At 71.4% G+C, this 23845-nt stretch carries 27 protein-coding genes; 21 read left to right on the top strand and 6 right to left on the bottom strand.

Annotated elements, in window-relative coordinates; all coding sequences use genetic code 11:
- The first annotated feature begins 83 nt into the window (after positions 1-83).
- Genes hisB through AB0K08_RS04065 form a run of 5 tightly spaced genes read left to right on the top strand, consistent with a single transcriptional unit; the run spans position 84 to position 3291 of the window.
- Positions 84-701, top strand: coding sequence for an imidazoleglycerol-phosphate dehydratase HisB (hisB, locus tag AB0K08_RS04085; RefSeq protein WP_363351965.1), 618 nt, complete (start codon positions 84-86; stop codon positions 699-701).
- On the top strand, positions 698-1351 hold the full coding sequence (gene hisH / locus AB0K08_RS04080) for an imidazole glycerol phosphate synthase subunit HisH (protein ID WP_363351963.1): 654 nt from the start codon (positions 698-700) through the stop codon (positions 1349-1351). The genes hisB and hisH overlap by 4 nt, the downstream gene beginning before the upstream one ends.
- Positions 1351-1506, top strand: a complete 156-nt coding sequence (locus AB0K08_RS04075) for a hypothetical protein (protein ID WP_363351961.1) — start codon at positions 1351-1353, stop codon at positions 1504-1506. The genes hisH and AB0K08_RS04075 overlap by 1 nt, the downstream gene beginning before the upstream one ends.
- A 52-nt stretch (positions 1507-1558) precedes the next feature.
- Positions 1559-2359, top strand: coding sequence for a bifunctional 1-(5-phosphoribosyl)-5-((5-phosphoribosylamino)methylideneamino)imidazole-4-carboxamide isomerase/phosphoribosylanthranilate isomerase PriA (gene priA, locus AB0K08_RS04070; protein WP_363351959.1), 801 nt, complete (start codon positions 1559-1561; stop codon positions 2357-2359).
- Positions 2356-3291 (top strand): SseB family protein, encoded by a 936-nt coding sequence (locus AB0K08_RS04065; protein WP_363351957.1) that lies wholly within the window; start codon positions 2356-2358, stop codon positions 3289-3291. Before priA ends, AB0K08_RS04065 begins: the two co-directional genes overlap by 4 nt.
- Before the next feature lie 10 nt (positions 3292-3301).
- On the opposite strand, the gene AB0K08_RS04060 is transcribed toward AB0K08_RS04065, so the two are convergent.
- From AB0K08_RS04060 to AB0K08_RS04050, 3 genes are read right to left on the bottom strand one after another with little or no spacing between them, the layout of a single operon-like run.
- Positions 3302-3811, bottom strand: a complete 510-nt coding sequence (locus AB0K08_RS04060; protein WP_363351955.1) for a MarR family transcriptional regulator — start codon at positions 3809-3811, stop codon at positions 3302-3304.
- Positions 3786-4466 carry a CE1759 family FMN reductase gene (locus AB0K08_RS04055; protein ID WP_363351953.1) on the bottom strand — a complete coding sequence of 227 codons (681 nt, stop codon included), beginning with the start codon at positions 4464-4466 and terminating at the stop codon, positions 3786-3788. The genes AB0K08_RS04060 and AB0K08_RS04055 overlap by 26 nt, the downstream gene beginning before the upstream one ends.
- The gene (locus AB0K08_RS04050) at positions 4463-5647 is read right to left on the bottom strand and encodes an LLM class flavin-dependent oxidoreductase (protein WP_363351951.1); all 1185 of its coding nucleotides are present in this window, start codon (positions 5645-5647) and stop codon (positions 4463-4465) included. Before AB0K08_RS04050 ends, AB0K08_RS04055 begins: the two co-directional genes overlap by 4 nt.
- A 117-nt stretch (positions 5648-5764) precedes the next feature.
- Here AB0K08_RS04050 and AB0K08_RS04045 point away from each other — a divergent pair, with 117 nt between their 5' ends.
- Together AB0K08_RS04045 and AB0K08_RS04040 are read left to right on the top strand one after the other, a co-directional pair.
- Positions 5765-6337 (top strand): LURP-one-related family protein, encoded by a 573-nt coding sequence (locus AB0K08_RS04045; protein ID WP_363351949.1) that lies wholly within the window; start codon positions 5765-5767, stop codon positions 6335-6337.
- Between the two features lie 39 nt (positions 6338-6376).
- Positions 6377-7783 carry an MFS transporter gene (locus tag AB0K08_RS04040; protein ID WP_363351947.1) on the top strand — a complete coding sequence of 469 codons (1407 nt, stop codon included), beginning with the start codon at positions 6377-6379 and terminating at the stop codon, positions 7781-7783.
- Positions 7784-7804: 21 nt separating this feature from the next.
- On the opposite strand, the gene AB0K08_RS04035 is transcribed toward AB0K08_RS04040, so the two are convergent.
- Both AB0K08_RS04035 and AB0K08_RS04030 read right to left on the bottom strand, forming a co-directional pair.
- Positions 7805-8377, bottom strand: a complete 573-nt coding sequence (locus AB0K08_RS04035) for a dienelactone hydrolase family protein (protein ID WP_363351945.1) — start codon at positions 8375-8377, stop codon at positions 7805-7807.
- 8 nt (positions 8378-8385) lie between these two features.
- Complete coding sequence (locus AB0K08_RS04030; protein WP_363351943.1) at positions 8386-9267, bottom strand: TetR/AcrR family transcriptional regulator; 882 nt, start codon at positions 9265-9267, stop codon at positions 8386-8388.
- A gap of 70 nt (positions 9268-9337) precedes the next feature.
- On the opposite strand from AB0K08_RS04030, the gene AB0K08_RS04025 reads away from it, so the two are divergent.
- Positions 9338-10249, top strand: coding sequence for an ATP-binding cassette domain-containing protein (locus tag AB0K08_RS04025; RefSeq protein WP_363351941.1), 912 nt, complete (start codon positions 9338-9340; stop codon positions 10247-10249).
- Positions 10246-11100 carry an ABC transporter permease gene (locus tag AB0K08_RS04020; RefSeq protein WP_363351940.1) on the top strand — a complete coding sequence of 285 codons (855 nt, stop codon included), beginning with the start codon at positions 10246-10248 and terminating at the stop codon, positions 11098-11100. Before AB0K08_RS04025 ends, AB0K08_RS04020 begins: the two co-directional genes overlap by 4 nt.
- On the opposite strand, the gene AB0K08_RS04015 is transcribed toward AB0K08_RS04020, so the two are convergent.
- The gene (locus AB0K08_RS04015) at positions 11063-14176 is read right to left on the bottom strand and encodes an FtsK/SpoIIIE domain-containing protein (RefSeq protein WP_363351938.1); all 3114 of its coding nucleotides are present in this window, start codon (positions 14174-14176) and stop codon (positions 11063-11065) included. The two genes, AB0K08_RS04020 and AB0K08_RS04015, sit on opposite strands and share 38 nt — an antisense overlap.
- A gap of 230 nt (positions 14177-14406) precedes the next feature.
- Between AB0K08_RS04015 and AB0K08_RS04010 the strand changes: the two genes are divergently transcribed.
- The 12 genes from AB0K08_RS04010 (at position 14407) to AB0K08_RS03955 (ending at position 23824) form a co-directional block, all read left to right on the top strand.
- Positions 14407-15630, top strand: a complete 1224-nt coding sequence (locus AB0K08_RS04010) for an ATPase, T2SS/T4P/T4SS family (RefSeq protein WP_363351936.1) — start codon at positions 14407-14409, stop codon at positions 15628-15630.
- On the top strand, positions 15630-16481 hold the full coding sequence (locus AB0K08_RS04005; RefSeq protein WP_363351934.1) for a type II secretion system F family protein: 852 nt from the start codon (positions 15630-15632) through the stop codon (positions 16479-16481). The genes AB0K08_RS04010 and AB0K08_RS04005 overlap by 1 nt, the downstream gene beginning before the upstream one ends.
- Positions 16482-17417 carry a type II secretion system F family protein gene (locus tag AB0K08_RS04000; RefSeq protein ID WP_363351932.1) on the top strand — a complete coding sequence of 312 codons (936 nt, stop codon included), beginning with the start codon at positions 16482-16484 and terminating at the stop codon, positions 17415-17417.
- 80 nt (positions 17418-17497) lie between these two features.
- On the top strand, positions 17498-17707 hold the full coding sequence (locus AB0K08_RS03995) for a hypothetical protein (RefSeq protein ID WP_363351930.1): 210 nt from the start codon (positions 17498-17500) through the stop codon (positions 17705-17707).
- Positions 17708-17745: 38 nt separating this feature from the next.
- On the top strand, positions 17746-18090 hold the full coding sequence (locus AB0K08_RS03990; protein ID WP_363351928.1) for a TadE/TadG family type IV pilus assembly protein: 345 nt from the start codon (positions 17746-17748) through the stop codon (positions 18088-18090).
- Entirely contained in the window at positions 18074-18523 is a 450-nt protein-coding gene (locus tag AB0K08_RS03985; RefSeq protein ID WP_363351926.1) for a hypothetical protein, read from the top strand. Before AB0K08_RS03990 ends, AB0K08_RS03985 begins: the two co-directional genes overlap by 17 nt.
- Entirely contained in the window at positions 18520-18996 is a 477-nt protein-coding gene (locus AB0K08_RS03980; protein ID WP_363351924.1) for a pilus assembly protein TadG-related protein, read from the top strand. The genes AB0K08_RS03985 and AB0K08_RS03980 overlap by 4 nt, the downstream gene beginning before the upstream one ends.
- Before the next feature lie 9 nt (positions 18997-19005).
- Entirely contained in the window at positions 19006-19278 is a 273-nt protein-coding gene (locus AB0K08_RS03975; RefSeq protein WP_363351922.1) for a hypothetical protein, read from the top strand.
- A gap of 13 nt (positions 19279-19291) precedes the next feature.
- Positions 19292-20407: a peptide chain release factor 2 gene (gene prfB, locus AB0K08_RS03970; RefSeq protein WP_363351920.1), complete on the top strand. Its 1116-nt coding sequence runs from the start codon at positions 19292-19294 to the stop codon at positions 20405-20407.
- Between the two features lie 22 nt (positions 20408-20429).
- The gene (locus AB0K08_RS03965; protein WP_363351918.1) at positions 20430-20942 is read left to right on the top strand and encodes an SRPBCC family protein; all 513 of its coding nucleotides are present in this window, start codon (positions 20430-20432) and stop codon (positions 20940-20942) included.
- Positions 20943-20947: 5 nt separating this feature from the next.
- Positions 20948-22126, top strand: a complete 1179-nt coding sequence (locus tag AB0K08_RS03960) for a helix-turn-helix domain-containing protein (protein ID WP_363351916.1) — start codon at positions 20948-20950, stop codon at positions 22124-22126.
- A gap of 177 nt (positions 22127-22303) precedes the next feature.
- On the top strand, positions 22304-23824 hold the full coding sequence (locus tag AB0K08_RS03955; protein WP_363351914.1) for a GntP family permease: 1521 nt from the start codon (positions 22304-22306) through the stop codon (positions 23822-23824).
- Positions 23825-23845: the final 21 nt, after the last annotated feature.

The raw sequence follows: 23845 nt of genomic DNA, 5'->3' as shown, positions 1-23845 counted from the left end.
CGCCAACAGGCCCATGCGGGCGGCGTAGACTGGGAGATCGAATCCCCCACGAATGACCCCCACCAACGAGGAGCTGAACGAGCATGGGCGCAGAGCTGATCTCCGGACGGAAGGCCCGGATGCAGCGCACCACCAGCGAGTCCGACGTCTACGTCGAGATGGACCTGGACGGGACGGGGGCCTCGGAGATCACCACCGGCGTGCCGTTCTACGACCACATGCTCACGGCCCTGTCCAAGCACTCCCAGATCGACCTGACGGTGCGGGCCACCGGGGACACCCACATCGACGTGCACCACACGGTGGAGGACGTGGCCATCACCCTGGGCGAGGTCCTCAAGACCGCGCTGGGGGACAAGGCGGGCATCCGCCGCTTCGGCGAGGCCTCGGTGCCGCTGGACGAAGCGCTGGCGCGCGCCGTCGTCGACGTCTCCGGCCGTCCGTACCTGGTCCACACCGGTGAGCCCGAGGGGCAGCAGTACCACCTGATCGGCGGGCACTTCACCGGATCCATGACCCGCCACGTCTTCGAGTCCATCACGTACCACGCCTCCATCTGCCTGCACATGGACCTGGTCCGCGGCCGGGACCCGCACCACATCGTGGAATCCCAGTTCAAGGCCTTCGCCCGCGCCCTGCGTGCGGCGGTGGAGGACGATCCGCGCGTGACGGGTGTGCCCTCCACGAAGGGCGCCCTGTGAGCGCTGGCTCCCGCGCCTCCCGGCCCACCGTCGCCGTGCTGGACTACGGCTCCGGCAACACCCACTCCGCCGTCCGCGCGCTGCAGCGCGCCGGGGCGGACGCCGAGCTGACCGCGGACGCGGACGCCGTGATGAACGCGGACGGTCTCGTGGTCCCCGGCGTGGGGGCCTTCGCTTCCGTGATGGCCGCCCTGCAGCGCATCGGCGCGACCCGCTGGATCGGTCGCCGGGTGGCCGGCGGACGCCCCGTGCTCGGGATCTGCGTGGGCCACCAGATCCTGTTCGACGCCGGGGTGGAGCACGGCGTGCGCACCGCGGGCATGGCCGAGTGGCCGGGCGTGGTGGAGGCCCTGCCGGCGAGGATCGTCCCGCACATGGGCTGGAACACCGTCCGCCCGGCGGCCGGCACGCAGCTGTTCCGCGGCATCGAGGACGAGCGCTTCTACTTCGTGCACTCCTATGGCGTGCTGGACTGGGGCTTCGAGGCGCACCACCAGGCCATGACGGCGCCGCAGGTCACCTGGTCCCACCACGGGGCGGACTTCATCGCGGCCGTGGAGAACGGCCCGCTCACCGCCACCCAGTTCCACCCGGAGAAGTCCGGGGACGCCGGCATGCAGCTGCTCAGCAACTGGCTGGAGACCCTGTAATGCCGTACTGGACCACCCTGCTGATCGCCCTGGGCGGCCTGCTGCTCGGCGGCGCCTACTCCCTGCGCAAGCAGGAGTTCCCGCTTTGGCTGCAGGTCGGCTTCGTCGTCTGCGCCGTGATGGCCATCCTGGCCGGCATCCTGCTGGCCCAGTAGTTTTCGTTCCGCCCCCGTCAGCGCGCCTGATGAACCCGAGAGGACCCCTTTGATGACCGTTGAATCCCAGCCGAAGAAGCTCGAGCTGTTGCCCGCCGTGGACGTCCAGGACGGGCAGGCCGTGCGCCTGGTCCAGGGCGAGGCCGGCACCGCGACCGGCTACGGAGAGCCCCTGGAGGCGGCCCTGGCCTTCCAGCAGGCCGGCGCCGAGTGGATCCACCTGGTGGACCTGGACGCCGCCTTCGGCCGCGGGGACAACCGCGAGGTCATGTCCCGCGTGGTCACCGAGCTGGGCGTGAAGATCGAGCTCTCCGGCGGCATCCGGGACGACGCCTCCTTGGAGAACGCCCTGTCCATGGGCGCCACCCGGGTGAACCTCGGCACCGCCGCCCTGGAGGACCCCGCGTGGACGGCGCGGGTCATCGAGCGCTTCGGTGACCAGATCGCCGTCGGCCTCGACGTGCGGGGCACCACGCTGGCCGCCCGCGGCTGGACGAAGGAGGGTGGGGACCTCTGGGAGGTGCTGGCCCGCCTCGAGGAGGCCGGCTGCCCCCGCTACGTGGTCACGGACGTCACCAAGGACGGCACCCTGAAGGGCCCGAACACCGAGCTGCTGGCCGAGGTCGCCACGAAGACCGCCCGGCCCGTGATCGCCTCCGGCGGCATCTCCTCGCTGGAGGACATCGCCGCCCTCTACGCCATGGTCGGCACGGGGGCCGACGGTGCGGTCGGGGTGGAGGGCGCCATCATGGGCAAGGCCCTGTACGCCGGGCGCTTCACGCTCGAGCAGGCCCTGGCCGTGGCCGGTGGCGCCAGTATCGAGCAGGCGGTGGCGGAGCACCCCGCCCCGTGACGGGCTCTACGGGGGGCACCGGCGGCGGCAAGCACCTGCCCGGCCACATCCAGGCGGCCCTCAACCGCAGCCTGGAGAGGCAACGCCCGCAAGACCACCGGGACGACGCCGGCCGCCCGGCCGACTCCGCGGGCATCGCCTGGGAGGGCCGAGACCTCTCCGGCGGCGGGATCGACGGCTCGGCGAACCCGCTGCACGCCTTCGACGCCGACGACGGCACGGCGGACCCGGCCTGGGGCGCCGTGCTGGACCGGCTGGCCGCGGGTGAGGTGGGGGAGCCCGAGGTGGTGGACACCCTGTCCAGGATGCGGGTGTTCGCCGCCGTGGTGCCGACCGTCGCGGAACACGACGAGCACGGCGGGGACAAGGAGGCCGACGTCGCGATCGTGACCCTGAAGGCCCCGGACGGCCGCACCGCCCTGCCCGTGTTCACGAACGTGCCGGCCCTGACCGCCTGGCACCCGCGGGCCCGGCCCGTCGCCACCTGGATGCCGCGCGCGTGCCTGTCCGCCGTGGACGAGGGCGCCGAGCTCGTGGTGGTGGACCCGGCCGCCGAGCGCACCTTCGTGGTGCGCCGGCCCGCCGTGTGGGCGCTGGCCCAGCAGCGCGACTGGACCCCCTCCTATGCCGACGAGGCGCTGGCCGGTGACCTGGCCGGCGTCGTGGACCTGGTCCCCGGGCTGGACCGGATCGGGCTGGCCCCCGGCTCCGGGGTGGCCTCCCGCACCGCCGCCGGCGCTGTGCTGCCCGGCGGCGGATCCGGGCCGGAGTTGGCGCTCGTGGCCTACCCGGACGTCGCGCTGACCGCCGCCGCACCAGGAGGTGATGAGGCGGGTCTGCGCCTGATGGCCGCCACCCTCCAGCAGGTGCTGTCCGAGGTGCCGTCCCTGACGGAGAAGGCCGATTCGGTGGAGATCACCGTCAGCCGCTGACGGGCTCCAGTCAGCCCGCGGGGCCTGCCTCCAGCCCCCGCCCCAGCCGGGAGAACACCCGCAGCACCGTCTCGGCCTCGCCGTCCTCGAGCCGGTCGAGGAACAGGTCCTGGACCTGGCGCGAGTGCAGGGCCGCGGCCTTGCGGAAGAGGTGCCGGCCGTCGTCGGTGATCACGGCCTCCGCCCCGCGCCGGTCCGTGGCCGAGGCGCAACGCTCCACCAGCCCCCGCTGCTCCAGGGTCTTGACCTGGTAGGTGACGCGGGACGGGGAGAAGACCATCAGGCGGGCCAGCTCGCCCATCCGCATCCGGCCCTCGGGGGCCTCGGAGAGCAGCAGCAGCAGGTTGTAGTCGGCCAGGTGCAGGTCCGCGCCGTCCTTCAGCGTCCGGTCCAGGCGGTCCTGCAGCAACGCGGTGGCCTCGAAGTAGGCCCGCCACGCCTGCCGCGGCAGCCCGGCCTCGGTGTGGCCCGGCGCGGCCGTCCGGGACCAGGCCTCAGTTCCCACGGAGGAGCTGGTCAAAGGGGATCACCTCCAGCGGCTTGGCCGTCCCGGACTGCCGGCGCGGGCGGGCCGGCAGCCGCCCGACCACGGAGGCCAGGTCCTCGCCGGCGGCCTCGATCCGGTGCTGCAGGGGCGTGGTGCGCGCCGACTCCTGACCGCCGGTGACCTCGCCCCAGTCGTCCGAGGCGGCGAAGACGGAGGAGGAGAGGACCTTGGTGCGCAGGTAGCTGAACAGCGGCCGCAGCGCCGAGTCGATCATCAGGGAGTGCCGCGGGGTGCCGCCGGTCGCGCCGAGCAGCACGGGCACCCCGCGCAGGGCGTCGTTGTCCACGAGGTCCCAGAAGGCCTTGAACAGCCCGGAGTAGCTGGCCTTGAAGGTGGGGGAGACGGTCACGACGGCGTCGGCCTGCTCCACCTCGTCCAGGGCCGCCTGCAGCGCCTCGGACCGCGCGGTGTTCACGGTGGCCTCGGCGATCTCGGTGGCCAACAGCCGGATCTCCACGCGGTGGACCTCCGGGACGATCCCCTCGGCGGAGAGCAGATCGGCGGCCGCCTGGGCCATCCGGTCCGCCAGCTGGGTGGAGGAGGACGGCTCGCCCAGCCCGCCGGAGACCACCACGATGTGGCGGGTCTGCGGCGTGAAGGGGTCGGTGGCCTCGGGGGAGAGGCTCACTTGGCGTCCTCCTTCTTCTCTGCGGACTCGGCCTTCGCCTCACGCTCCTGAGCGTCAGCCCAGGCCTGCGAGCCCTCCTTGCCGCCCGGCACGGGGGCCTCGCCGCGGCGGGCGCGCTCCACCAGGAACTCGTGGGTCGGTGCCTCGGGGACGTCCGCGGGCTTCAGCGCGGCGAACTCCTTCCGCAGCACCGGCAGGACCTCCTCGCCCATGATGTCCAGCTGCTCCAACACCACGTCGGTGGGCAGGCCGGCGTGGTCCATGAGGAACATCTGCCGCTGGTAGTCACCCACCCAGTCGCGGAACTCGAGGGTGCGCTCGATGACCTGCTGCGGGGAGCCCACGGTCAGCGGGGTCATCCGGGTGAACTGCTCCAGGGACGGGCCGTGGCCGTACACCGGGGCGTTGTCGAAGTAGGGGCGGAAGGCCTTGACGGCGTCCTGCGAGTTCTTGGCCATGAAGGCCTGGCCGCCGAGGCCCACGTAGGCCTGGTGGGCCTTGCCGTGGCCGTAGTACTCGTAGCGCTGGCGGTAGAGCTGCACCATCTGGATGATGTGCTCCTTGTTCCAGAAGATGTTGTTGTGGAAGAACCCGTCACCGTAGTAGGCGGCCTGCTCGGCGATCTCCGCGGAGCGGATGGAGCCGTGCCACACGAAGGGGGCCACGCCGTCCAGCGGCTGCGGGGTCAGGGTGAAGTCCTGCAGCGGGGTGCGGAAGCGGCCCTGCCAGTCGATGTTCTCCTCGTGCCACAGGCGGTAGAGCAGGTGGTAGTTCTCCACGGCCAGCGGGATGCCCTGGCGGATGTCCTTGCCGAACCAGGGGTAGACCGGGCCGGTGTTGCCGCGGCCCATGGTCAGGTCCAGCCGGCCGTCCGCCAGGTGCTGCAGGTAGGAGTAGTCCTCAGCCAGGCGCACCGGGTCCATGGTGGTGATCAGGGTGGTGGCGGTGGAGAGGGTGAGCTTCTCGGTCTGCGCGGCCAGGAAGGCCAGCAGGGTGGGCGGGTTGCCGGGGGCCACGAACGGCGGGTTGTGGTGCTGGCCGGTGGCGAAGACCTCGAAGCCGGCCTGCTCGGCGTGCTTCGCGATCCTGACCGTGTCCTTGATCCGCTGGTGCTCGGTGGGCGTGGTGCCGTTGGTGGGATCGGTGGTGATGTCGCCGATGGTGAAGATGCCGAACTGCATGATGTGCTCCCTGCTCTGCCGTGGTTGCTGGCCTCGATGAAAGTATTGCAAATTTGAATCACCCAGTCCAACGGCGAGGTGCGGCGGAGTATTCCCGACTGCGGCAGACTGGGTTCCATGTCCAGCGACAACGCCCTTGAATCCGCCGATCTGCTGGTGATGCAGCAGGTCACCGGCTTCCTGTCCAACGACTTCGCCCTGGAGGACGCCGAGGGCCGGCCGGTCGCCTACGGGCACACCCTCGGCTCCACGGCCGAGAGGATGTTCGGCGGCAACCGGCAGTTCGAGATCACGGACCGGTCCGGGACGCCCCTGTTCCACGTCCATGACCCCATGACCTGGGGGCGGGACCGCTACCGGGTGACCGATCCCCAGGGCGGACCGATCGCCGACCTCGTCCAGCGGATGACCTTCCTCCGCACCTCGGTCCAGGTCTCCGTGGTGGACGGCACGGAACTGGTCCTGGACGGGAACCTGATGGGCATGGACTTCCAGCTCACCGCGGGCGGCACGGCCGTGGCCACCGTGAACCGGAGGTGGGCCGGGCTCGGCCAGGCGATGCTGGGCCGCAGCCGCTATGCGCTGTCCCTGGACCCCGGGATGCCGCCGCTGGTGCGCTGCGCCGTGATCGGCTCCGTGATCGCCCTGGACCTGATCCGCGCCAAGCAGAGCCGCCGGAACAACGACTGACCGATGCCCGCCCGGTGACTCACGGGTAACCTGATCCTCGTGAACTTCGCCGCCTACGGACACCTGCTGCGGGACACCCGCATCCGCCGGGTGCTGGGCGTCGGCTTCATCGCCCGGTTCCCCAACGCCGCCACCGGCATCATCCTCACCCTGCACGTGGCCGTCACCCTGGGCCAGGGCTACGGGGCCGCCGGGCTGGCGGTGGCTGCCATGACCCTGGGCATGGCCGTCGGCTCCCCGTGGCGCGGCCGGCTCGTGGATCGGGTGGGCCTGCGCCGGGCGCTGATCCCCTCCGTGGTGAGCCTGGGGATCGTCTGGACCGCCGTGCCGTTCCTGGACTTCCCCTGGCTGCTGATCGGCGCCTTCCTCGGCGGGCTGTTCTCCCTGCCCGTGTTCTCCGTGGTGCGCCAGTCCATCGGCGTGCTCACCCACGGACCGAGGCGGGAGACCGCCTTCGCCCTCGATTCGATCATCACGGAGACCATCTTCATGATCGGCCCCGCCCTCGGCGCCGTGGTGGCCACCAGCTGGTCCAGCGCCGGGGGACTGGCGATCGTCGGCTGGTCCGCCGTGGCGGCGGGGGCGTACCTGATGTGGTTCAACCCGCCCACCCGCTCCTCCCAGCTGGGCACCTTCCTGGCCCGGCCCGGCACCGAGCGCGAGTACTCCGCCGAGGAGGATCTGCAGCGGGCCGTGGACGGCGCCGTGCACGGGGCCCCGGCCCACCTGGACCTCACGGCCAGCGAGCTGACCACCGGCGCCCTGCCGGTCATCCGGTCTGAGCAGCGCCCCGCGCACGACGCCGGCCCGGCCGCCTCCCCGGGGCCCCTCGCCTCCCCGGGGCCCCTCGCCTCTCCGGGTGCGTTCGCCAGGCTGCGGGCGACCTTCGGCTGGCTGTCCGGCACCGCGCTCGCCGTTCTCGTGGTGTCCCTGGGGTCGGGGATGCTGATGTCCGGGACCGAGGTGGCGATCGTCGCGGAACTGGAACAGTCCGGGGCAGCCGCCCAGGCCGGCGTCGTGATCGCCTTCTGGTGCGGCGCCTCCGCGGTGGGCGGGATCCTCTACGGGGCCCTGGGCCGGCGGATCTCGCCGCTGCTGCTGCTGGCCCTCTTCGCGCTCGGGACCCTGCCGATGGCCCTCGTGGACGGGGTGTGGGCGCTCGCGGTGGTGTCCATCATCTCGGGGCTGTTCACCGCGCCCACGCTGGCCGCCGCCTCCGCGCTGATGTCCCACGTGGTGACCGAGGACCGGCGCGGGGAGGCCATGGGCTACTACGGCTCGGCCATGACCGCCGGTGCGGCGATGGGCGCCCCGGTGGCCGGTGCCTTCATCGACGGCATCTCGCCCGAGGCCGGGTACCTGTTCGCCGGGCTGATCGCTCTGGGGCTGGTGGGGGTGGCCGTGGCGGGCCGGACCGTGGTGCGCCGGCGTCGGTCACAGGGCTGACCGAGTCGGACTACCGGCTTCCTAGGCCCTGGGGCTTCCTAGGCCCTGGAGGGTGCGCGCCAGGACGAGCTCGGTGGCGTCCGCGTCGAAGCCCGGGTGGCCGTGCTCGGTGAACAGGTGCTGGTCCCCGGGGTACTCGTAGAGCTCGGCGACCTCGCCGGCCAGCGCCCACGCCACGGGCCGGTCCTCCTCGCCCCACGGGTCCGCGCTCTTCAGGTGGATCCCCAGCGCGACGTTCTCCGGCCAGCGGGGCGCGAAGTGGTCCACCGGCAGGGCCGCCGAGATCGCCACGCATCCCCGCGCGGCGGGACGGGTCTGGGCCAGCCGATAGGCCGGCATGGCCCCCAGCGAGATCCCGATGAACGCGGTGGCCCCGGGGTGGGCGTCCGCCGCCTCGTCGGCCCGGCGCAGGATGCCCTCCACGCCCACGTCCTGCTCGGCGTGCTCCACGCCCTCCTCGATCGTGGTGAATGTCCGGCCCGCGAACAGGTCCGGGGCGTGGACCTCGTGGCCGGCCGCCGTGAGTCGGCCGGCGAGCCAGCGGACGCCGTCGGTCAGCCCGAGGGCGTGGTGGAACAGCAGGATCTCGGTCATGGGCAGGATTATCCGGTGCCGGACGCGCCCGCGGAACCGCTGGCCGTCGGCCCCGCGGCGCGGCGGGCGATCAGGGCGTCGATCCCGGCGGTGATCAGATCGAGTCCCAGCGTGTACTCCATCTCCACATCGGCCGGGTCCTGGCCGCCCGCGCCGCCCGCGCCGCCCGCACCGCCCACTCCGTGCTCGCTGTCATCCCCGTGCTCGCCGTCATCTCCCACCGGGTCGGCGGGCGGGGGGTCCGCGAAGCCACCGGTGGAGATCAGGGCCGCGAGGCGGGGGAACCGCTCGGCGGTGACCACGGTGCCGAGCCGCTCCAGTCCCTCCGGGGTCATGGACACCCCGCCCTCCACGGCGAGGGACCGCTCCAGCTCCACCAGGGACATCACGTGCTGGGAGACGAGCAGGATGATCCCGATCTTCTCGCCGTCCTCCAGGTCCAGGCCGTCCATGGTCGCCAGCCCCAGTTCGGCCGCGCGCAGGGTGTTGGGCATCAGGACCGCGGCCTGGTCCCGGGGCAGGTCCATCAGCCACGGGCGGGCGCGGTAGGCCCGGCGCACCACCTCCGCCCAGGTCCGGATCCCCTCGGGCCACGAGGCCGGCAGGACCAGGCCGTCCGGGATCTGCACGGCGGCGTTCTGCATGAGGCGCAGCAGCTCGTCCTTGCTCCCGACATACCGGTACAGGGACATGGTGGTGAAGCCGAGCTCCCGGGCCACCGCGGCCATGGTCACGGCGGCCAGCCCGTCCCGGTCCGCGATGACGACGCCGGCCTCGGCGATGCGCTGATGGTCCAGTCCCCGGGCGGGGCCGCGTTGCGGTGTCTGAAGCAGGCCCCAGGCGGCGGCCACGGCCCGCGGCAGCCCGCCCTCGGTGGTGTCGTCTCCCATTCCAGCATCATCGCACTGAAGTGCGGGCGAGCCGTGGACGAGCAGCAACTGTGTATGGAATACTCAGTGTATGAGATACGCAGATACGGTCACTGACGAGCCGCTGATCGAGGTGTCCGGGCTGTCCATCGCCTTCGGCGGCCCGCGGGTCCTGGACCACCTGGACCTGCGCCTGCCACGGGGGATCCACGCCCTGCTGGGGCCGAACGGGGCCGGGAAGACCACGCTCGTGAACATCCTCTCCACGCTGCTGCGGCCGAGCGCCGGACACGCCCGGGTCCTCGGGCTGGACACCCAGGCCGACCGGCGCCGGTTGCAGCGCCGGATCGCCCTGACGGGCCAGTACGCCGCCGTGGACGAGGGCCTCAGCGGCGCGGAGAACCTGCTGATGATGGGCACGCTCTTCGGCCTGACCCGTGCCGAGGCGCTCCGCCGGGGCGATGAGCTGTTGGAACGCTTCGGTCTGGGCGCCGCGCGGGCCGCACGGGTCTCCACCTACTCCGGGGGCATGCGCCGCAAGCTGGACATCGCCGTCAGCCTCATCGCCGAACCGGAGCTGATCTTCCTGGACGAGCCGACCACCGGACTGGACACCCGCAGCCGGCAGGCGCTCTGGGACGAGATCCACCGGCTCGCCGGGCAGGGCACCTCGGTGTTCCTGACCACCCAGTACCTGGACGAGGCCGAAGCCCTGGCCGAGCGGATCCTGGTGCTGGACGGCGGGAGGATCGTGGCCGAGGGCTCGGCGGACGAGCTCAAGGACCGGGTGGGCGGGACCACCATCCAGCTCCACGACGAGTCCGGTCGGCTGGTCTCCGAACACCCCACGGACGGGTCCACGGCGGACGTGGCGCGCACCCTCACCGCGCTCGCCGGCCAGCAGCCCGGACTCGCCGTGACGGTCCGCAAGCCGAGCATGGACGAGGTGTTCCTGCAGCTGACGGGGCACGGATCCCCCGAGGCCGAGGGGGCGGCGGCATGAGCGCCGAACAGACCGCCCAGCCTGTCCAGTCCCCACAGCCTCCACAGCCTCCACCGGTCCCGCCCGCCGCACGGTCCGGTGGTGCGGGATTCGCGACCGCGCTGCGGGTCTTCTCGGCCCGGAGCCTGAAGAAGTCCTTCCGGGACGGGGAGTCCCTGATGATGGCCATCCTGCTGCCGGTGTTCCTGATGCTGATCTTCAACTTCGTGATGGGCGGTGCCATCGACGTGGGCGGGGGAGGCCGCCAGGCCTACCTGGCCTACGTCATGCCGGCCGTGGTGCTCACCGCCGCCGGGTTCGGCGCCTCCTACACGGCGGTGGTGGTCAGTCAGGACGTCACCACGGGCTTCATGAACCGGCTGCGGACCATGCCCTTTCCCGCCGTGACCGTCCTGCTGGGGCATGCCGTCTCCTCCATGGTGCGCAACCTGATGGCCACCGCCGTGGTCGTCCTGGTGGGCTTCGCCGTGGGCTTCCGGACCGAGGCCGACGCGGGGCAGCTGCTGGGTTCACTGGGCCTGATCCTGTTGTGGATCCTGGCGATCACCGTCATCTTCGCCCTGCTGGGCCTGGTGGCCGGCTCGCCTGAATCCGCCAACGGCTACGGCTTCGTGCTGCTGTTCCTGCCCTACGTCTCGAGCGGGTTCGCGCCAGTCCAGACGATGCCGGGCTGGCTGCAGGGTTTCGCGCAGCACCAGCCGATGACCCCGGTGATCGACGCCTCGCGGGCCCTCATGAACGGCCAGGACGCCGGTGCGGACCCCTGGATCGCGGTGGCCTGGTGCCTGGGCTTCATGGCGGTTGCCGTGTGGATCATGTCCGTGGTGTTCCCCCGGAAGGTGGCGCGCTGAGCTGGACCGCCACCCCCGGCGCGGGGTGCTCGGCACAGACCATCACGGCCCGGCCGGGGACTTCCCGCACCCGGCGCAGGGTGGGCCAGACCATCCGGTGCTCCGGGGTGGTCCCGGCCGGCAGGTAGAACCGCAGCGGGACCTGGCCCAGCACCCGGCCGCCGGCCAGCTCCCGCCCGCCGAACAGGGCGACGGACAGCAGCCCGGGACCGTGGTCCCGCATCAGCTGGGCCACGTGCTCCTCGAGCGTCTCGTACCCGGTCCCGATCCGCCGGGTGGCCCATCGTCCCCAGTGGGTCACCACGAGGCGGACGCCGGACGGCCGGGCCAGCTCGGACCGGAGCCCGTCGAAGACCTCGGCCAGGGCCTCCGCGGTGGCCTGCTCGGCGGTGAGCACGGACCAGTTTTCTGGGGGCCGCGGCGGATCCGCCGGCCACGTCCCTGCGAGGGAGGACAGCACTCCGGCACCGTCCAGGACCACGGTGGTCACGGCCGGGGTACCGGGTGGGCCGGCTACGTCCTGATCGGCCAGCTGCGCCAGGACACTGCGGGCGGCCTCGTCCACCCCGCCGGCAGCCGCGCCGATCCACGCGGCCGGGGCATCCTGTCCGGGCCGCCAGCTCACGGGAACCTGCGCTCGCTGCCGGGGGAGGTCGGCCAGGCCCACGACGACGGCGCCCGGCACCGCGGACCGCTCGGCCGGCGTGGGGGTCCAGGAGTCGGGCAGTGCGGGGGTCACGGCCCGGCGCGGGACCGGCAGGCGGCGGGCGATGGCCTCTGCCCCGATCAGGGCGACGAGGTCGGACCACGGGGCTGGTGGGGTGTCCGTGGGCCCCTGGGTCCACGGGACCAGGGTCGGCGGGCCGGTGGCCACCGAGAACTGACCGGCGCGGAAGGGCCGGGCTGGTTGTCCGCCGTGCTTGAGGTAGGCCTGACCGGGCGAGTCGGCGGGGATGGTGAAGGCCTCCGCGGTTCCCAGCAGGTCCCAGGATTCCTGTTCGGTGGCGGTGCGCAGGCAGATCACGGTGCCGAGGTTGGACCGGATGTCCGGGCCCACGGCGCCCTGGGCCCGCTGGGTGGCCAACACCAGGTGGAATCCCAGGGATCTGCCGGTGGCGGCCAACCGGGCCAGCAGCGCGGCGGCCTGCGGGTGCTCGTCCATCAGGACACGGAGCTCGTCGACCGCCACCACGAGCCGAGGCAGGTCCGCGTCCGGGTGGGCGCGCCGGTAGGCGCGGAAGTCCGCGGTTCCCGCAGCGAGGAACAGCTCCTCCCGGCGTCGCAGTTCGGCGCTCAGCGCGTCGAAGGTGCGCAGGGACTGGGCCTCGGCAAGATTGGTCTCCACGGACATGGTGTGGGGCAGCCCGGCCAGGACGGCGAAGGAGGAGCCTCCCTTGAAGTCCATCAGCACGAAGGACACCTCGGTGGCCGGATGGGCTGCCGCCATCCCCGTCAACAGCGTCAGCAGGAGCTCCGACTTGCCCGATCCCGTGGTGCCGGCCACGAGGAGGTGGGGTCCGCGGGCCACCAGGTCGAGGTCCACGTCCTCCTCACCCGACGCCAACTCGACCCTCAGGGCATCAGCGGCCGAGCCGGTCATCAGCGGATCCGGGAGGTTCAACCCGGCCGCCCCCGTGTCCGGCCGAGGGCGCTCCGTGGCACCCATCTCGTCCAGCAACCAGTCCACGGTCGGGGCGGACATGCCGTGAAACCTGAATCCCGTGAACTCCAGTTCCCCGAGTCTCGCGAGGCCTCGGTCGGGGTCCAGCCGGTCCCGCGGTGCCACCGTGTCGCCAGGGGCGTCCTGGCTGCCGCCCGGCGAACTGGTCTCGCGCAGGAGAATCCGGTGCCAGCCCTCGGGGAGGCCCCGGACGGTGGTCCCGGGCCAGTAGAGGACGGTGCCGGAGGATGCCCCGATGACGCCGCCCCATCGCAGATCCCCGTCGGGGGTGCGGACGATGACGCCGCGCCCGGTGGACATGGCATCGCGGCACAGCTGCACCTGCACCCAGGATGCCAGGGCGTGAAGGGTGGCGGGCTGGCCGGTGACCAGCGTCGAACCGCCCCGGCGCAGGACCGAGGTGGCCGGCAGCTCCACCGTGGCCCAACGGTCCCAGGAATCGTTGTCCTTCTCCGAGGCCAAGGGCAGGCGGGTCAGGCCCGTACCCCAGCGGAGGAGCGGTCCCTCCGCGTCGGGCGGCGCTGCTGCGGCCACCGCGAAGCGGTCCGCCGCCGCGGACCGGGCGGCCAGTGACAGCCTCCCCGGGGTGGGGGCCACCTCATGGAGCTGATCGCGGATCCGATGGGCGGCGGCCCGGATGCGTTCGCCGTGGCGCCGGGCGGCGGCGCGGTGCTGGGACCACATGACCACCACCACGGCCACCGACACCAGGCTGAACAAGAGGAAGTACCACATCCCGGTGACCACGGCCATGACGACGCCGATGACCAGGGGGCCGGCGGCCATGATCGCCTGCAGCAGCGGGTTGGGGCGGACCGGTTCTGCTCCCGGGTCGATGAGCAGCTCCGGCAGTGGCCGGGCCGGGGCCAGGGGTTCGGGCCGGCCTCGGGCCAGGCGGAACTCGGAGCTGCCCGCACCATGGGGGCGGTCGCCGTGCCACCAGGAGTCCCCGCGGCCCGCGGGCTCCGGCCGAGAGGTGAGTTCCGTGATGCGGACGCCGCCCGGTTCCACCTCCAGCCGGAAGTGCGGGGCGGACAGGAACGGGTCGGAGAGGCGCCACGCGGCATGATTGCGGCCCACCGTCAGACCGGACCGGGGCAGAGGGGCCAGCCGGCCGGCGTCGGGCCCGTCCTCGGTGACCACCAGGACGTCCGGGCCCTCACCCCGGGAGGCCGACGCCGGCCCCTCGCCGGGGCGCGCCACCACGGTGTGGACCGCCGCCTGGTGCCCCGGACTGCCGGACTGCGTCGACGGGGAGAAGCGATACCCGGGGAAGCGGCGGCGTAACAATTCGTCGATCACCGGCCAGGGGTCCGCCGCAGGGCCGAGAACAGGATCGAGAACCTGCCACCACTGACCCGTGTCCGTCGGCAGGCCCAGCACTCGCAACCACACGCGGGGTTGACCTCCTGTTTTGCCGTTCTGTCCGGACGTCACCGAACCAGTTGCCTTCAGCGTGACGCAGGTCTCTTAGGCGGCGCGCTCCGGTGTGACCTGGCTGTGGACAACACGCCCGGACGGGGGATTGTCCACAGACTCGTCCGTGACCAGTGTGGTGCGGGGGCAGAACTCGGTACTCTCGGAGCCGAGGGGCCAAGCCATCAGCCCCGGCATGGAGGGGAACCATGGAAGCAGTCCGCATTCTGGAGGACGAGGTCCGCGAGCTGATCCGCCGGCGAGGCGTGGATCCGCAGCGAGACCCGGAGGGGGTCCGCCGCCTGGTGCAAGATGCCACGGCGGACTACGACGCGCGCTCGCTCATCGGTTCCCTGCCGCTGCTTCCGGACCGTGCTGAAGCCGTCAAGACGGTGTTCGATTCCGTGGCAGGTTTCGGGGTGCTCCAGCCCCTGTTGGACGACGACACGATCGAGGAGATCTGGATCAACTCGCCCACGGCGGTGTTCTGTGCGCGGGGAGGGGTCTCGGAGCTGACGAACATCACCCTGACCGAGGAGAACGTCCGGGACCTGGTCGAACGGATGCTCAAGACCTCAGGCCGCCGCCTGGATCTGTCCTCGCCGTTCGTGGACGCGGCCCTGCCGGACGGCTCACGGCTCCACGTGGTCATCCCGGACATCACCCGGCGGCACTGGTCGGTCAACATCCGCAAGTTCGTGGTGCGTGCCCACCGGCTCGAAGACCTCGTCCGGTCCGGCTCCCTGAGCCCCGAGGCCGCCCGCTTCCTGGACGCGAGCGTGGACGCGGGCCTCAACATCCTGGTCTCCGGGGCCACTCAGGCCGGCAAGACCACCCTGCTGAACTGTCTGGCCGCGTCGATCGGCAGCCGGGAGCGGGTGGTGACCGTCGAGGAGATCTTCGAGCTCAAGATGCCGCTGCGCGACGTGGTGCAGATGCAGTGCCGTCAGCCGAACCTGGAGGGCCACGGGGAGATCCCGTTGCGTCGCCTGGTCAAGGAGGCCCTGCGGATGCGCCCGGACCGCCTCATCGTCGGCGAGGTACGGGAAGCCGAGAGCCTGGACATGCTGATCGCCTTGAACAGCGGCATGCCCGGCATGTGCACCCTCCACGCCAACAGTGCGGCAGACGCGCTGACCAAGATCTGCACGCTGCCGCTGATGGCCGGGGAGAACATCTCCCGGAACTTCGTGGTCCCGACCGTCGCCTCCTGTTTCGACCTCGTGGTGCATTGCGCCCGAGACCGCAACGGCCGCCGGACGGTGGAGGAGATCCTCTCGGTGGGGACGCGTGTCGAGGAGGGCATCATCGAGTCCTCGACCGTGTTCCACCGGGTCGACGGCCAGCTGGTCCTCAACCCCTCCGCCATGCTGGAGAACCACAAGCTCGAGTCGCGCGGCCATGACGTCCGCTCCGTGGTGGGCGTCGGCTGATGGCACTGCTCCTCGGCCTGATGCTCGGCGCCGGCCTGTTCCTGGTCTGGTGGTCGTTCTGGCCGCGCCACACGACGGCGCGGGCACCGCGCCGGGACAGCCGGTTGCGGCAGGCCCTGGCCCAGGCCGATATCGAACGGGTCGGCCCCGCCGGGCTGGTGGCGGCGATGATCGGATGCGGACTGGTCGCCCTCCTGATCGTGTTCATCCTGACCCGCGCCCTGCCGATCGCCCTGTGCTTCGGGATCTTCGGCGCCCTGCTGCCCTGGGTCGCCGTGAGGTGGCAGGCCAAGAAACGGCGCACCCTGCTGCGGGACGTCTGGCCCGATGCCGTGGACCATCTGCGTTCCGCCATCCGGGCCGGGCTGACCCTGCCCGAGGCGCTGATCCAGCTGGGGGAGAAGGGACCCGTCGAACTACAGGCCGCCTTCCGTGAGTTCGCGCGGGACTACCGTTCCGGACTGCGCTTCACCGAATGTCTGGACCATCTCAAGTTCCGGATGGCGGACCCGGTGGCCGACCGGCTGATCGCCTCCCTGCGGCTCACCCGGGAGGTCGGGGGCGCGGACATCGGCACCCTCCTGTCCACCCTGTCCGAGTTCCTGCGGGAGGACGCCAGAACACGCAGCGAGTTGGAATCGCGCCAGTCCTGGACCGTCAACGCCGCTCGATTGGCCGTGGCGGCACCCTGGGTGGTGCTGCTCCTGCTGGGAACCCAGCCGGACGCCGTCCGGGTCTACCAGACCTTCTCCGGACTGCTGGTGTTGGCAGCCGGCCTGGTGGTGTCCTTCATCTGCTATCAACTGATGCTGAAGATCGGCACACTGCCACCCGAGCAGAGGGTGCTGTAGATGACGACGTTCACCATGGCCCTGGCGCTGGGCCTGGCCCTGGGCGCAGGACTCGCCCTCGTGCTGATCGCGCTGCCGTGGGGTTGGCGCCCGTCCCTGGCCCGGAGGGTGGAACCGCAGCTGCGCCACCATGCCCCGGCCTCGACGCTGCTGGCCGACCAGGAGGTGGTGTCACCCTGGGGCGCCCTGGGCCGCATCATCCAGCCGGTGCTCTCCGAGGGCGTCCGTCAACTGGGCCGGTTCAACCTGGGCAACCAGGCGCTCGAACGCAAGCTCGAGGCCGCTGGATCCCGGCTCTCCGTGCAGGACTACCGTGCACAACAGCTCATTGCGGCCGCAGCAGCCGCCGCCGTGGGGATGGCCGGGTGTGTGGCGCTCGCCGTCAACGGAAGGCTGAACCCCTTTCTGGGGGTGGTGCTGGTGGTGTCCCTGGCCGTGGCGGCGTTCTTCCTCCGAGACAACGTCCTGTCTGCCCAGGTCAACCGGCGCCGGACCAAGATCCTGAGCGAGTTCCCCTCCGTCGCCGAGCTGGTGGCCCTGTCGGTCAGCGCGGGGGACAGCGCCGCCGGAGCCCTGGAACGTGTGGCCGCCACGGCCCGTGGTGAGTTGGCGGGAGAGTTCGCCACGGTCCTGTCCGACATGCGGTCCGGGTCCTCCATCCACGCCGCCCTGAAGTCCTGCGCCCGGCGGATCCAGCTGGCCCCGGTGGAGCGCTTCATCGAGGGCATCCTCGTGGCCTTGGAACGCGGGACGCCCCTGGCCGATGTGCTCCGGGCGCAGGCCAAGGACGTCCGGGAGCTGTCGAAGCGCGAACTGCTGGAATCCGCCGGACGCAAGGAGATCGGCATGATGACCCCGCTGGTCTTCGGCATCCTGCCACTGACGGTCATCTTTGCCGTGTACCCCGGAATCTCCATCATGAACCTCGGCTTCTGAGCCCCAGACCAGAAGCGTTCTCCTGCCCGCCATCCGACGAATCCAACCAACACTCACGATCACCAGCCCTGGAGGGGACCATGAAACGACAGACCACTGTGCAGCACCGGCTCCTGGCGACCATCACCGCCCTGTTCGCAGAGGCCCGCGACGACGATCGCGGTGATGTCCCCGGTTGGGTCATGATCACCCTCATGTCGGCCGTGCTCGTCGCCGGGCTGCTGGCGATCGCCGGGCCCGCCCTGACTGACCTGTTCAACCAGGCCATCAGCCAGGTCACCCAGAACTGAGCATGGGCCGCGGTGACCCTGGCGACCGCGGATCGGCGGTGGCCGAATCCGTCATGGTGATGGCGCTGCTGGCGCTGATCTTCGCCGCGATCCTGCAGTTCGGCATCATCATCCACGTCCGGAACACGCTGATCGATGCGGCCAGCGCCGGCGCCCGGTACGGCGCGCTGGGGGACCGGACGCCGGACGACGGGGCCGCCAGGGCCCGGGACCTGCTCGCGGGGTCGATCCCCGGCGGGGCGGATGCCGAGGTCTCGGCGGAGGTCGTCGGCGGGGACGGCACCGACCTCGTCCGGGTCACCGTGCGCACCCAGATGCCCATGGTCGGATTCCTCGCAGGCCCCGTGGGATTGGAGGCGGACGGCCATGCGTACCGGTACTGACACGAGGGCACCGGACCCGGACGGCGAGGAGGGCTCAGCCACCGTGGAGTTCGTGCTGCTGGCCGCCCTGTTGCTGATTCCGGTGATCTATTTCCTGATGCTGACCAGCCAGATCCAATCCGCGGCCTATGCCTCGGTGGCGGCGGCCGATCAGGCGGCCCAGGCGATGGTGACCGCTCCGGACGCCCCGAGCGCCGCCGGTCGCGCCGATGCGGTGGTGGCCCTGACGCTCGGGGACTATGGGCTGGACCCGTCCCTCGCACACTCCGCGGTGAGCTGTTCGGCCAGTCCCTGCCTCGAGCCCGGCTCCTCCGTGTCCGTGGAGGTCGCCATCCGCGTCCCCGTCCCCCTGCTGCCGCGGGGTCTGGGGTGGGACGCCGCCGCGGCCACGGTCACCAGCTCGTCCCAGCAACCCGTGCCGAGGTTCGGATGAGACGCGGTGCCGGAGAGCGGACGAGGGCCGCGGGGGACGCTGCGGGGGACGAGGGCCAGACCACGGTCCTGGTGGTCGGGCTGAGCGTCGTCTGCCTGCTGCTGGCCACCGTGATCCTCGCCGTCACCACCGTCAACCTTCAGGCCCGCAAACTCCTCTCGGCAGCGGACGGTGCCACCATGGCCGCCGCGGACAGCTTCACGGTGGACGTGGAGGACGGGGCGGAGACCGGCAACACGCCCGTCCTCGACGACGCTGCCGCCGCCGGTGCCGTCGCCGGATACCTCTCCGCCGCAGGGGCCCACGGCCGCTTCGAGGGGTTGACCGTGGAATCGGTCACCGTGGGGGACAACGGCCAGACGGTGGAGGTGGTGCTGACCGCCACCGCCCGCCCGCCGATCGTGAACTGGATCGTGCCCGAGGGAGTCACGGTGGTGGCCTCGAGCTCGTCCCGGACCGCCCTCACCCGATAGGAGATCTCCATGACCGCCGAGAACACCCCGCACCCCGACCTGCAGCGCCTGCTCCGCTGGGAGGAGTCCGGGGGCACCTGGCGGGTGGCGGCCCGCCGCCATCTCGGCTCTGACGGTGCCGTCCGGTCTGACAGTGCCGGGGACGTCGCCCGTGCGGGGCCCGCCGAGGAGGTCACCCTGTCCCTGCTGACCTGTGATGGCGGGGAGGAGATGGACGTGCTGACCTCGGCCGAACCGGAGCTGCTGGAGCACGTGCGGTCGGCCGGCCCCACCGCGCTGTAGGCTGGAGGACACCATGGCTGAGACTGACTACACCGCAGAAATCGCGCAGCTGCGCTCCACGCTGTCCAACATCGAGCAGGTCTCGGACATGGAACGGATCCGGGCGGACATCACCCGGCTGGAGGCAGAGGCCTCCGCCCCGGACCTCTGGGACGATCCGGAGGCGGCGCAGAAGGTCACCTCGAAGCTCTCCCACCGCCAGTCCGAGCTGGAGCGCATCACCCGGCTCGAGGAGCGCATCGACGACCTCGAGGTCATGGTGGAGCTGGCCGCCGAGGAGGACGACGAGGCTGCCCGCGAGGAGACCGTCAAGGAGCTCGAGGCCATCCGCAAGACCATGTCGGACCTGGAGATCGTCACCCTGCTCTCCGGCGAGTACGACGAGCGGGACGCCGTCATCACCATCCGCGCCGGGGCCGGTGGCGTGGACGCCGCCGACTTCGCCGAGATCCTGATGCGCATGTACCTGCGCTGGGCCGAGCAGCGCGGCTGGGCCACCAAGGTCATGGACACCGCCTACGCGGAGGAGGCCGGGCTGAAGTCCGCCACCTTCGAGATCAAGGCCCCCTACGCCTTCGGCACCCTCTCCGTGGAGGCCGGCACCCACCGCCTGGTGCGGATCAGCCCCTTCGACAACCAGGGCCGCCGCCAGACGTCCTTCGCCGCCGTGGAGGTCATCCCGCTCATCGAGTCCGACGACTCGATCGACATCCCGGAGACCGAGCTGAAGATCGACGTCTACCGCTCCTCGGGCCCCGGCGGGCAGTCCGTCAACACCACCGACTCCGCCGTGCGCATGACGCACCTGCCCACCGGGATCGTGGTCTCGATGCAGAACGAGAAGTCCCAGATCCAGAACCGCGCCGCCGCCCTGCGCGTCATGCAGTCCCGCCTGCTGCTCGTGCGCCAGGCCGAGGCGGACGCGAAGAAGAAGGAGATGGCCGGGGACGTCAAGGCCTCCTGGGGTGACCAGATGCGCTCCTACGTGCTGAACCCGTACCAGATGGTCAAGGACCTGCGCACCAACCACGAGGAGGGCAACCCCTCCTCCGTCTTCGACGGCCACATCGACGGCTTCATCGACGCCGGCATCCGCTGGCGCGCCGGGGCCAAGCACTCCGACGACTGAGCGGACTGGAAGGACCTGCCCCATGGCGACCCGATCCGATCAGCCCGACCAGCCCGACCAGCCCGACCAGCCTGGCTCGCCGCCCGTGTCCGAACGCGTCGTGAGCGCCGAGCGCTCGGTGCGCGCGCCGGCGTCGCTGATCTTCGGGCTGATCGCAGACCCGGCCCGCCAACCCGAGTGGGACGGCAACGACAACTTGGCGCAGGCACCGTCCGGGCAGGTTGTCACCGCCGTGGGGGACGTGTTCACCATGGTCCTGACCAAGGAGGGCGCCACCCGTCAGAACCACGTGGTCGAGTTCGCGGAGGGCCGGCTCATCGCCTGGCTGCCTGCGCCGGTCGGGGAGGAACCCCGAGGCCACCTCTGGCGCTGGGAGCTGGAACCCGCCGCAGACGGCACCACCCTGGTCCGCCACACCTATGACTGGACCCGGCTCACAGACGAGTCCCGCTTCGCCCGCGCCCGCTGGCACACCCCGGAACGCCTGATGGGCTCGATCGACCGCCTCGCGGGGCTCGCGGAGTCCGGGAGGTAGTCACGGTGGACAGTGCCGGGGACCATCGCCTGCGCGCGCTGCTGGCGGACCTGGAGTCGGACGCCGCGATCCTCGAGGACACGGTGGCCGAGCTGCGGGCCACCATCCCGGGCTACGAGGACATCCCCGCCGAGTCCGTGCGCGCCTCGGCCCGGCGCAATCTGGACCTGAGCATCCGGACCCTCCGGGACGGCCGGGCGCCGGACGCCGAACAGATCGAGGAGCCGCGCACCCTGATGGAGGAGCGGATGCGCCAGGGCGTGTCCATCGTCAGCGTGCTCGCCGGTTTCCGCCTGTCCATGTCCGTGATCCTGCGCCACCTGCTGGACCTGGCCCCGCGTCACGGGGTGCCCCCGGAGCGGGCGCTGGACTTCAGCACCCTGCTGTGGGCGCTCGGAGACGCCTTCACCACGCAGGCCGTGGTGGTCCACCGGGACCGCTCGATCGCCCAGGCCGTGGCTGATTCCGCCCGCCGCACCCACTGGATCCGGGATGCCGTGATCGGCGGGCTGGACCGCACCGCCCTGCTGGCCGGCGCCGGCACCTATGACCTCCCCCTGGACCGGCCGGTCCGCGCCGTGCGCGCCACGGCGCCGGCCGGCGAGGGCGGGGACCCTGCAGAGAAGCTGCAGCAGTGGGCCGAGCGCGCCGGGGTCCGGCTGTTGACCGCGCCCCGCGGTGAGGGCGCCGTGGGGATCCTGATGGACGACGTCGGCCGCGCGGCCCCGGAGCCCGGGCTCACCATCGCGCTGGGCTCGGCGGGCCACCTGACCCAGGTGGGGGAGTCCTTCACCGTGGCCACCCGGGTCCTGGAGGCCGCCCACCGGGTGGGCTGGACCGGTGTGGTGGACGTGGACGCGCTGTCCTGGCGCATGGGCATCCAGTCCAGCCCGGAGACCACCCGGCTGCTGCTGGACAAGCACGTGGCCCCCGTGGTGGAGGAGGGCCCCTTCGGCGAGCTGGTGCTGGAGGCCCTGGGCGCCTACCTGGACCACGGGCTGAACATCCCGAACGCGGCGGCCTCGATCCCGGTGCACGTGAACACCCTGCGCTACCGCCTGAAGCGGTACCGCGAGCTCACCGGCGGCAACGTCCAGGACGTCGAGACGCTCATCGAGGCCTCATGGGCCCTGACCGCACACCGCGTTTCGTCGCCAGCTACCAAAGGACCGCCCCGCCTTTGAAGACCCGGACGTAGCCTGAATCACTCTTCAGGTCCATGCTGGTAGAAGTCGCCTCGTCGTGATCGTGATGTACGTCACGCTCCTATAGTCCTTCTATAGTCCTCGGGGCGGGCCTGCAGCCGGCGGGCCACGGTCCTGCACCGGCCGTTCCACCCCCACGTCCGAGAGGTACCACCCATGCTTCTGGGGATCATCGGGATCATCCTGTCCCTCGTCCTGCTCATCACGCTGGCCTATCGCGGTATGCCCGTGATCATCGCGGCGCCGATCGCCTCCGTCGTCGCGGTGGTCTTCTCCGGTGCGCCGATCCTGGCCTCCTACACCGAGATCTTCATGCCGGCCATGGCCGGGTACGTGGGGAGTTACTTCCCGATCTTCCTGCTCGGCGCCATCTTCGGCCTGCTGATGACGGTGACGGGCTATGCGGAGTCGATCGCCCGCACCGTGACGGGCTGGATCGGCGCCCGCAACGCCATCCTGGCCACCGTGCTGACCTCGGCCCTGATGACCTACGGCGGCATCAGCCTCTTCGTGGTCGCGTTCGTGATGTTCCCGCTGGCCCGTGAGCTGTTCCGGGTGGCGGACATCCCGAAGCGGCTGATCCCCGGCACCATCGCCCTGGGCATCTTCACCTTCACCATGACCGCACTGCCGGGTACCCCGCAGGTCCAGAACCTCATCCCGGGCCAGTTCTTCGGCACCGGTGCCTACGCGGCCCCGGTGCTGGGCATCATCGCCGCCCTGATGATCTTCGGCGGCGGCTGGGCCTGGCTGGAGTACCGCCGCAAGTCGATGCGGGCCAAGGGGGAGCACTTCGACAGCCCCGTGGGCACCAAGGCGGACGGCAAGTCCGCCATCCACGCCGCCAGCCATGCCGCCGCCCATCCCCGTGCCGGAGGCGGCCCCGGTGCCGCACTGCGCCAGGACGAGCGCGCCGGCGACCGCCCCACCGTCGAGACCGAGGACAACGCCCACGGCGTCACGGCACTGCTCGCCCCGTCCAACGCGGTCATCCCCTTCATCCCGCTGTTGACGGTCTTCGCGGTCACCTTCGCCTGCACCCTGCTGATCTTCCCGGTCCTGGACTGGAGCTACCTCTCCGAGGAGAAGTTCGGCGGGATCCAGATGGACAGCCGCTCCGGCGTCTGGGCCGTGATCCTGGGTCTGCTGGTGGCCATCCTGGTGATCGTGGCCTTCAACGCCCGCGAGTTCGCCGCCCTGCGCAAGGGCTTCGCCGAGGGCGTGAAGGGCTCCATGCTGCCGATCTTCTCGGTCGGCTCGGAGGTCGGCTACGGCGCGGTGGTGGCCTCCGTGGCCGCGTTCGCCTTCATCCGCGACTCCGTGTTCAACATCGGCGGCGGTGCCCTGATCACCTCCGTGGTGTCCACCTCCGTCACCGCCGCCATCACCGGGTCCTCCTCCGGCGGCATGACGATCGCCCTGAACGCCTTCGGCGGGGAGCTCAGGAGCCTCGCCGAGGATCAGGGCGTGAGCCTGGAGATCATGCACAAGATGACCGCCCTGGCCGCCGGCGGACTGGACACCCTGCCGCACTCCGGTGCGGTGGTCACCCTGCTGATCGTGTGCGGCCTGACCCACCGCCAGTCGTACAAGGACATCGGCATGGTCACCCTGGTGGTCCCCGTCGTCACCGTGGCGATCCTGCTGGGCGCGCTGTTCCTGCTCGGCCTCGCCTGAGCCCGGTCCGGGTAAGGTCTT

The organism is Citricoccus sp. NPDC055426 (assembly GCF_040677445.1).
GTDB lineage: Bacteria > Actinomycetota > Actinomycetes > Actinomycetales > Micrococcaceae > Citricoccus.
Note: the sequence above shows the minus strand (reverse complement) of the source record. Positions and strands in the feature narration are given on the sequence as shown.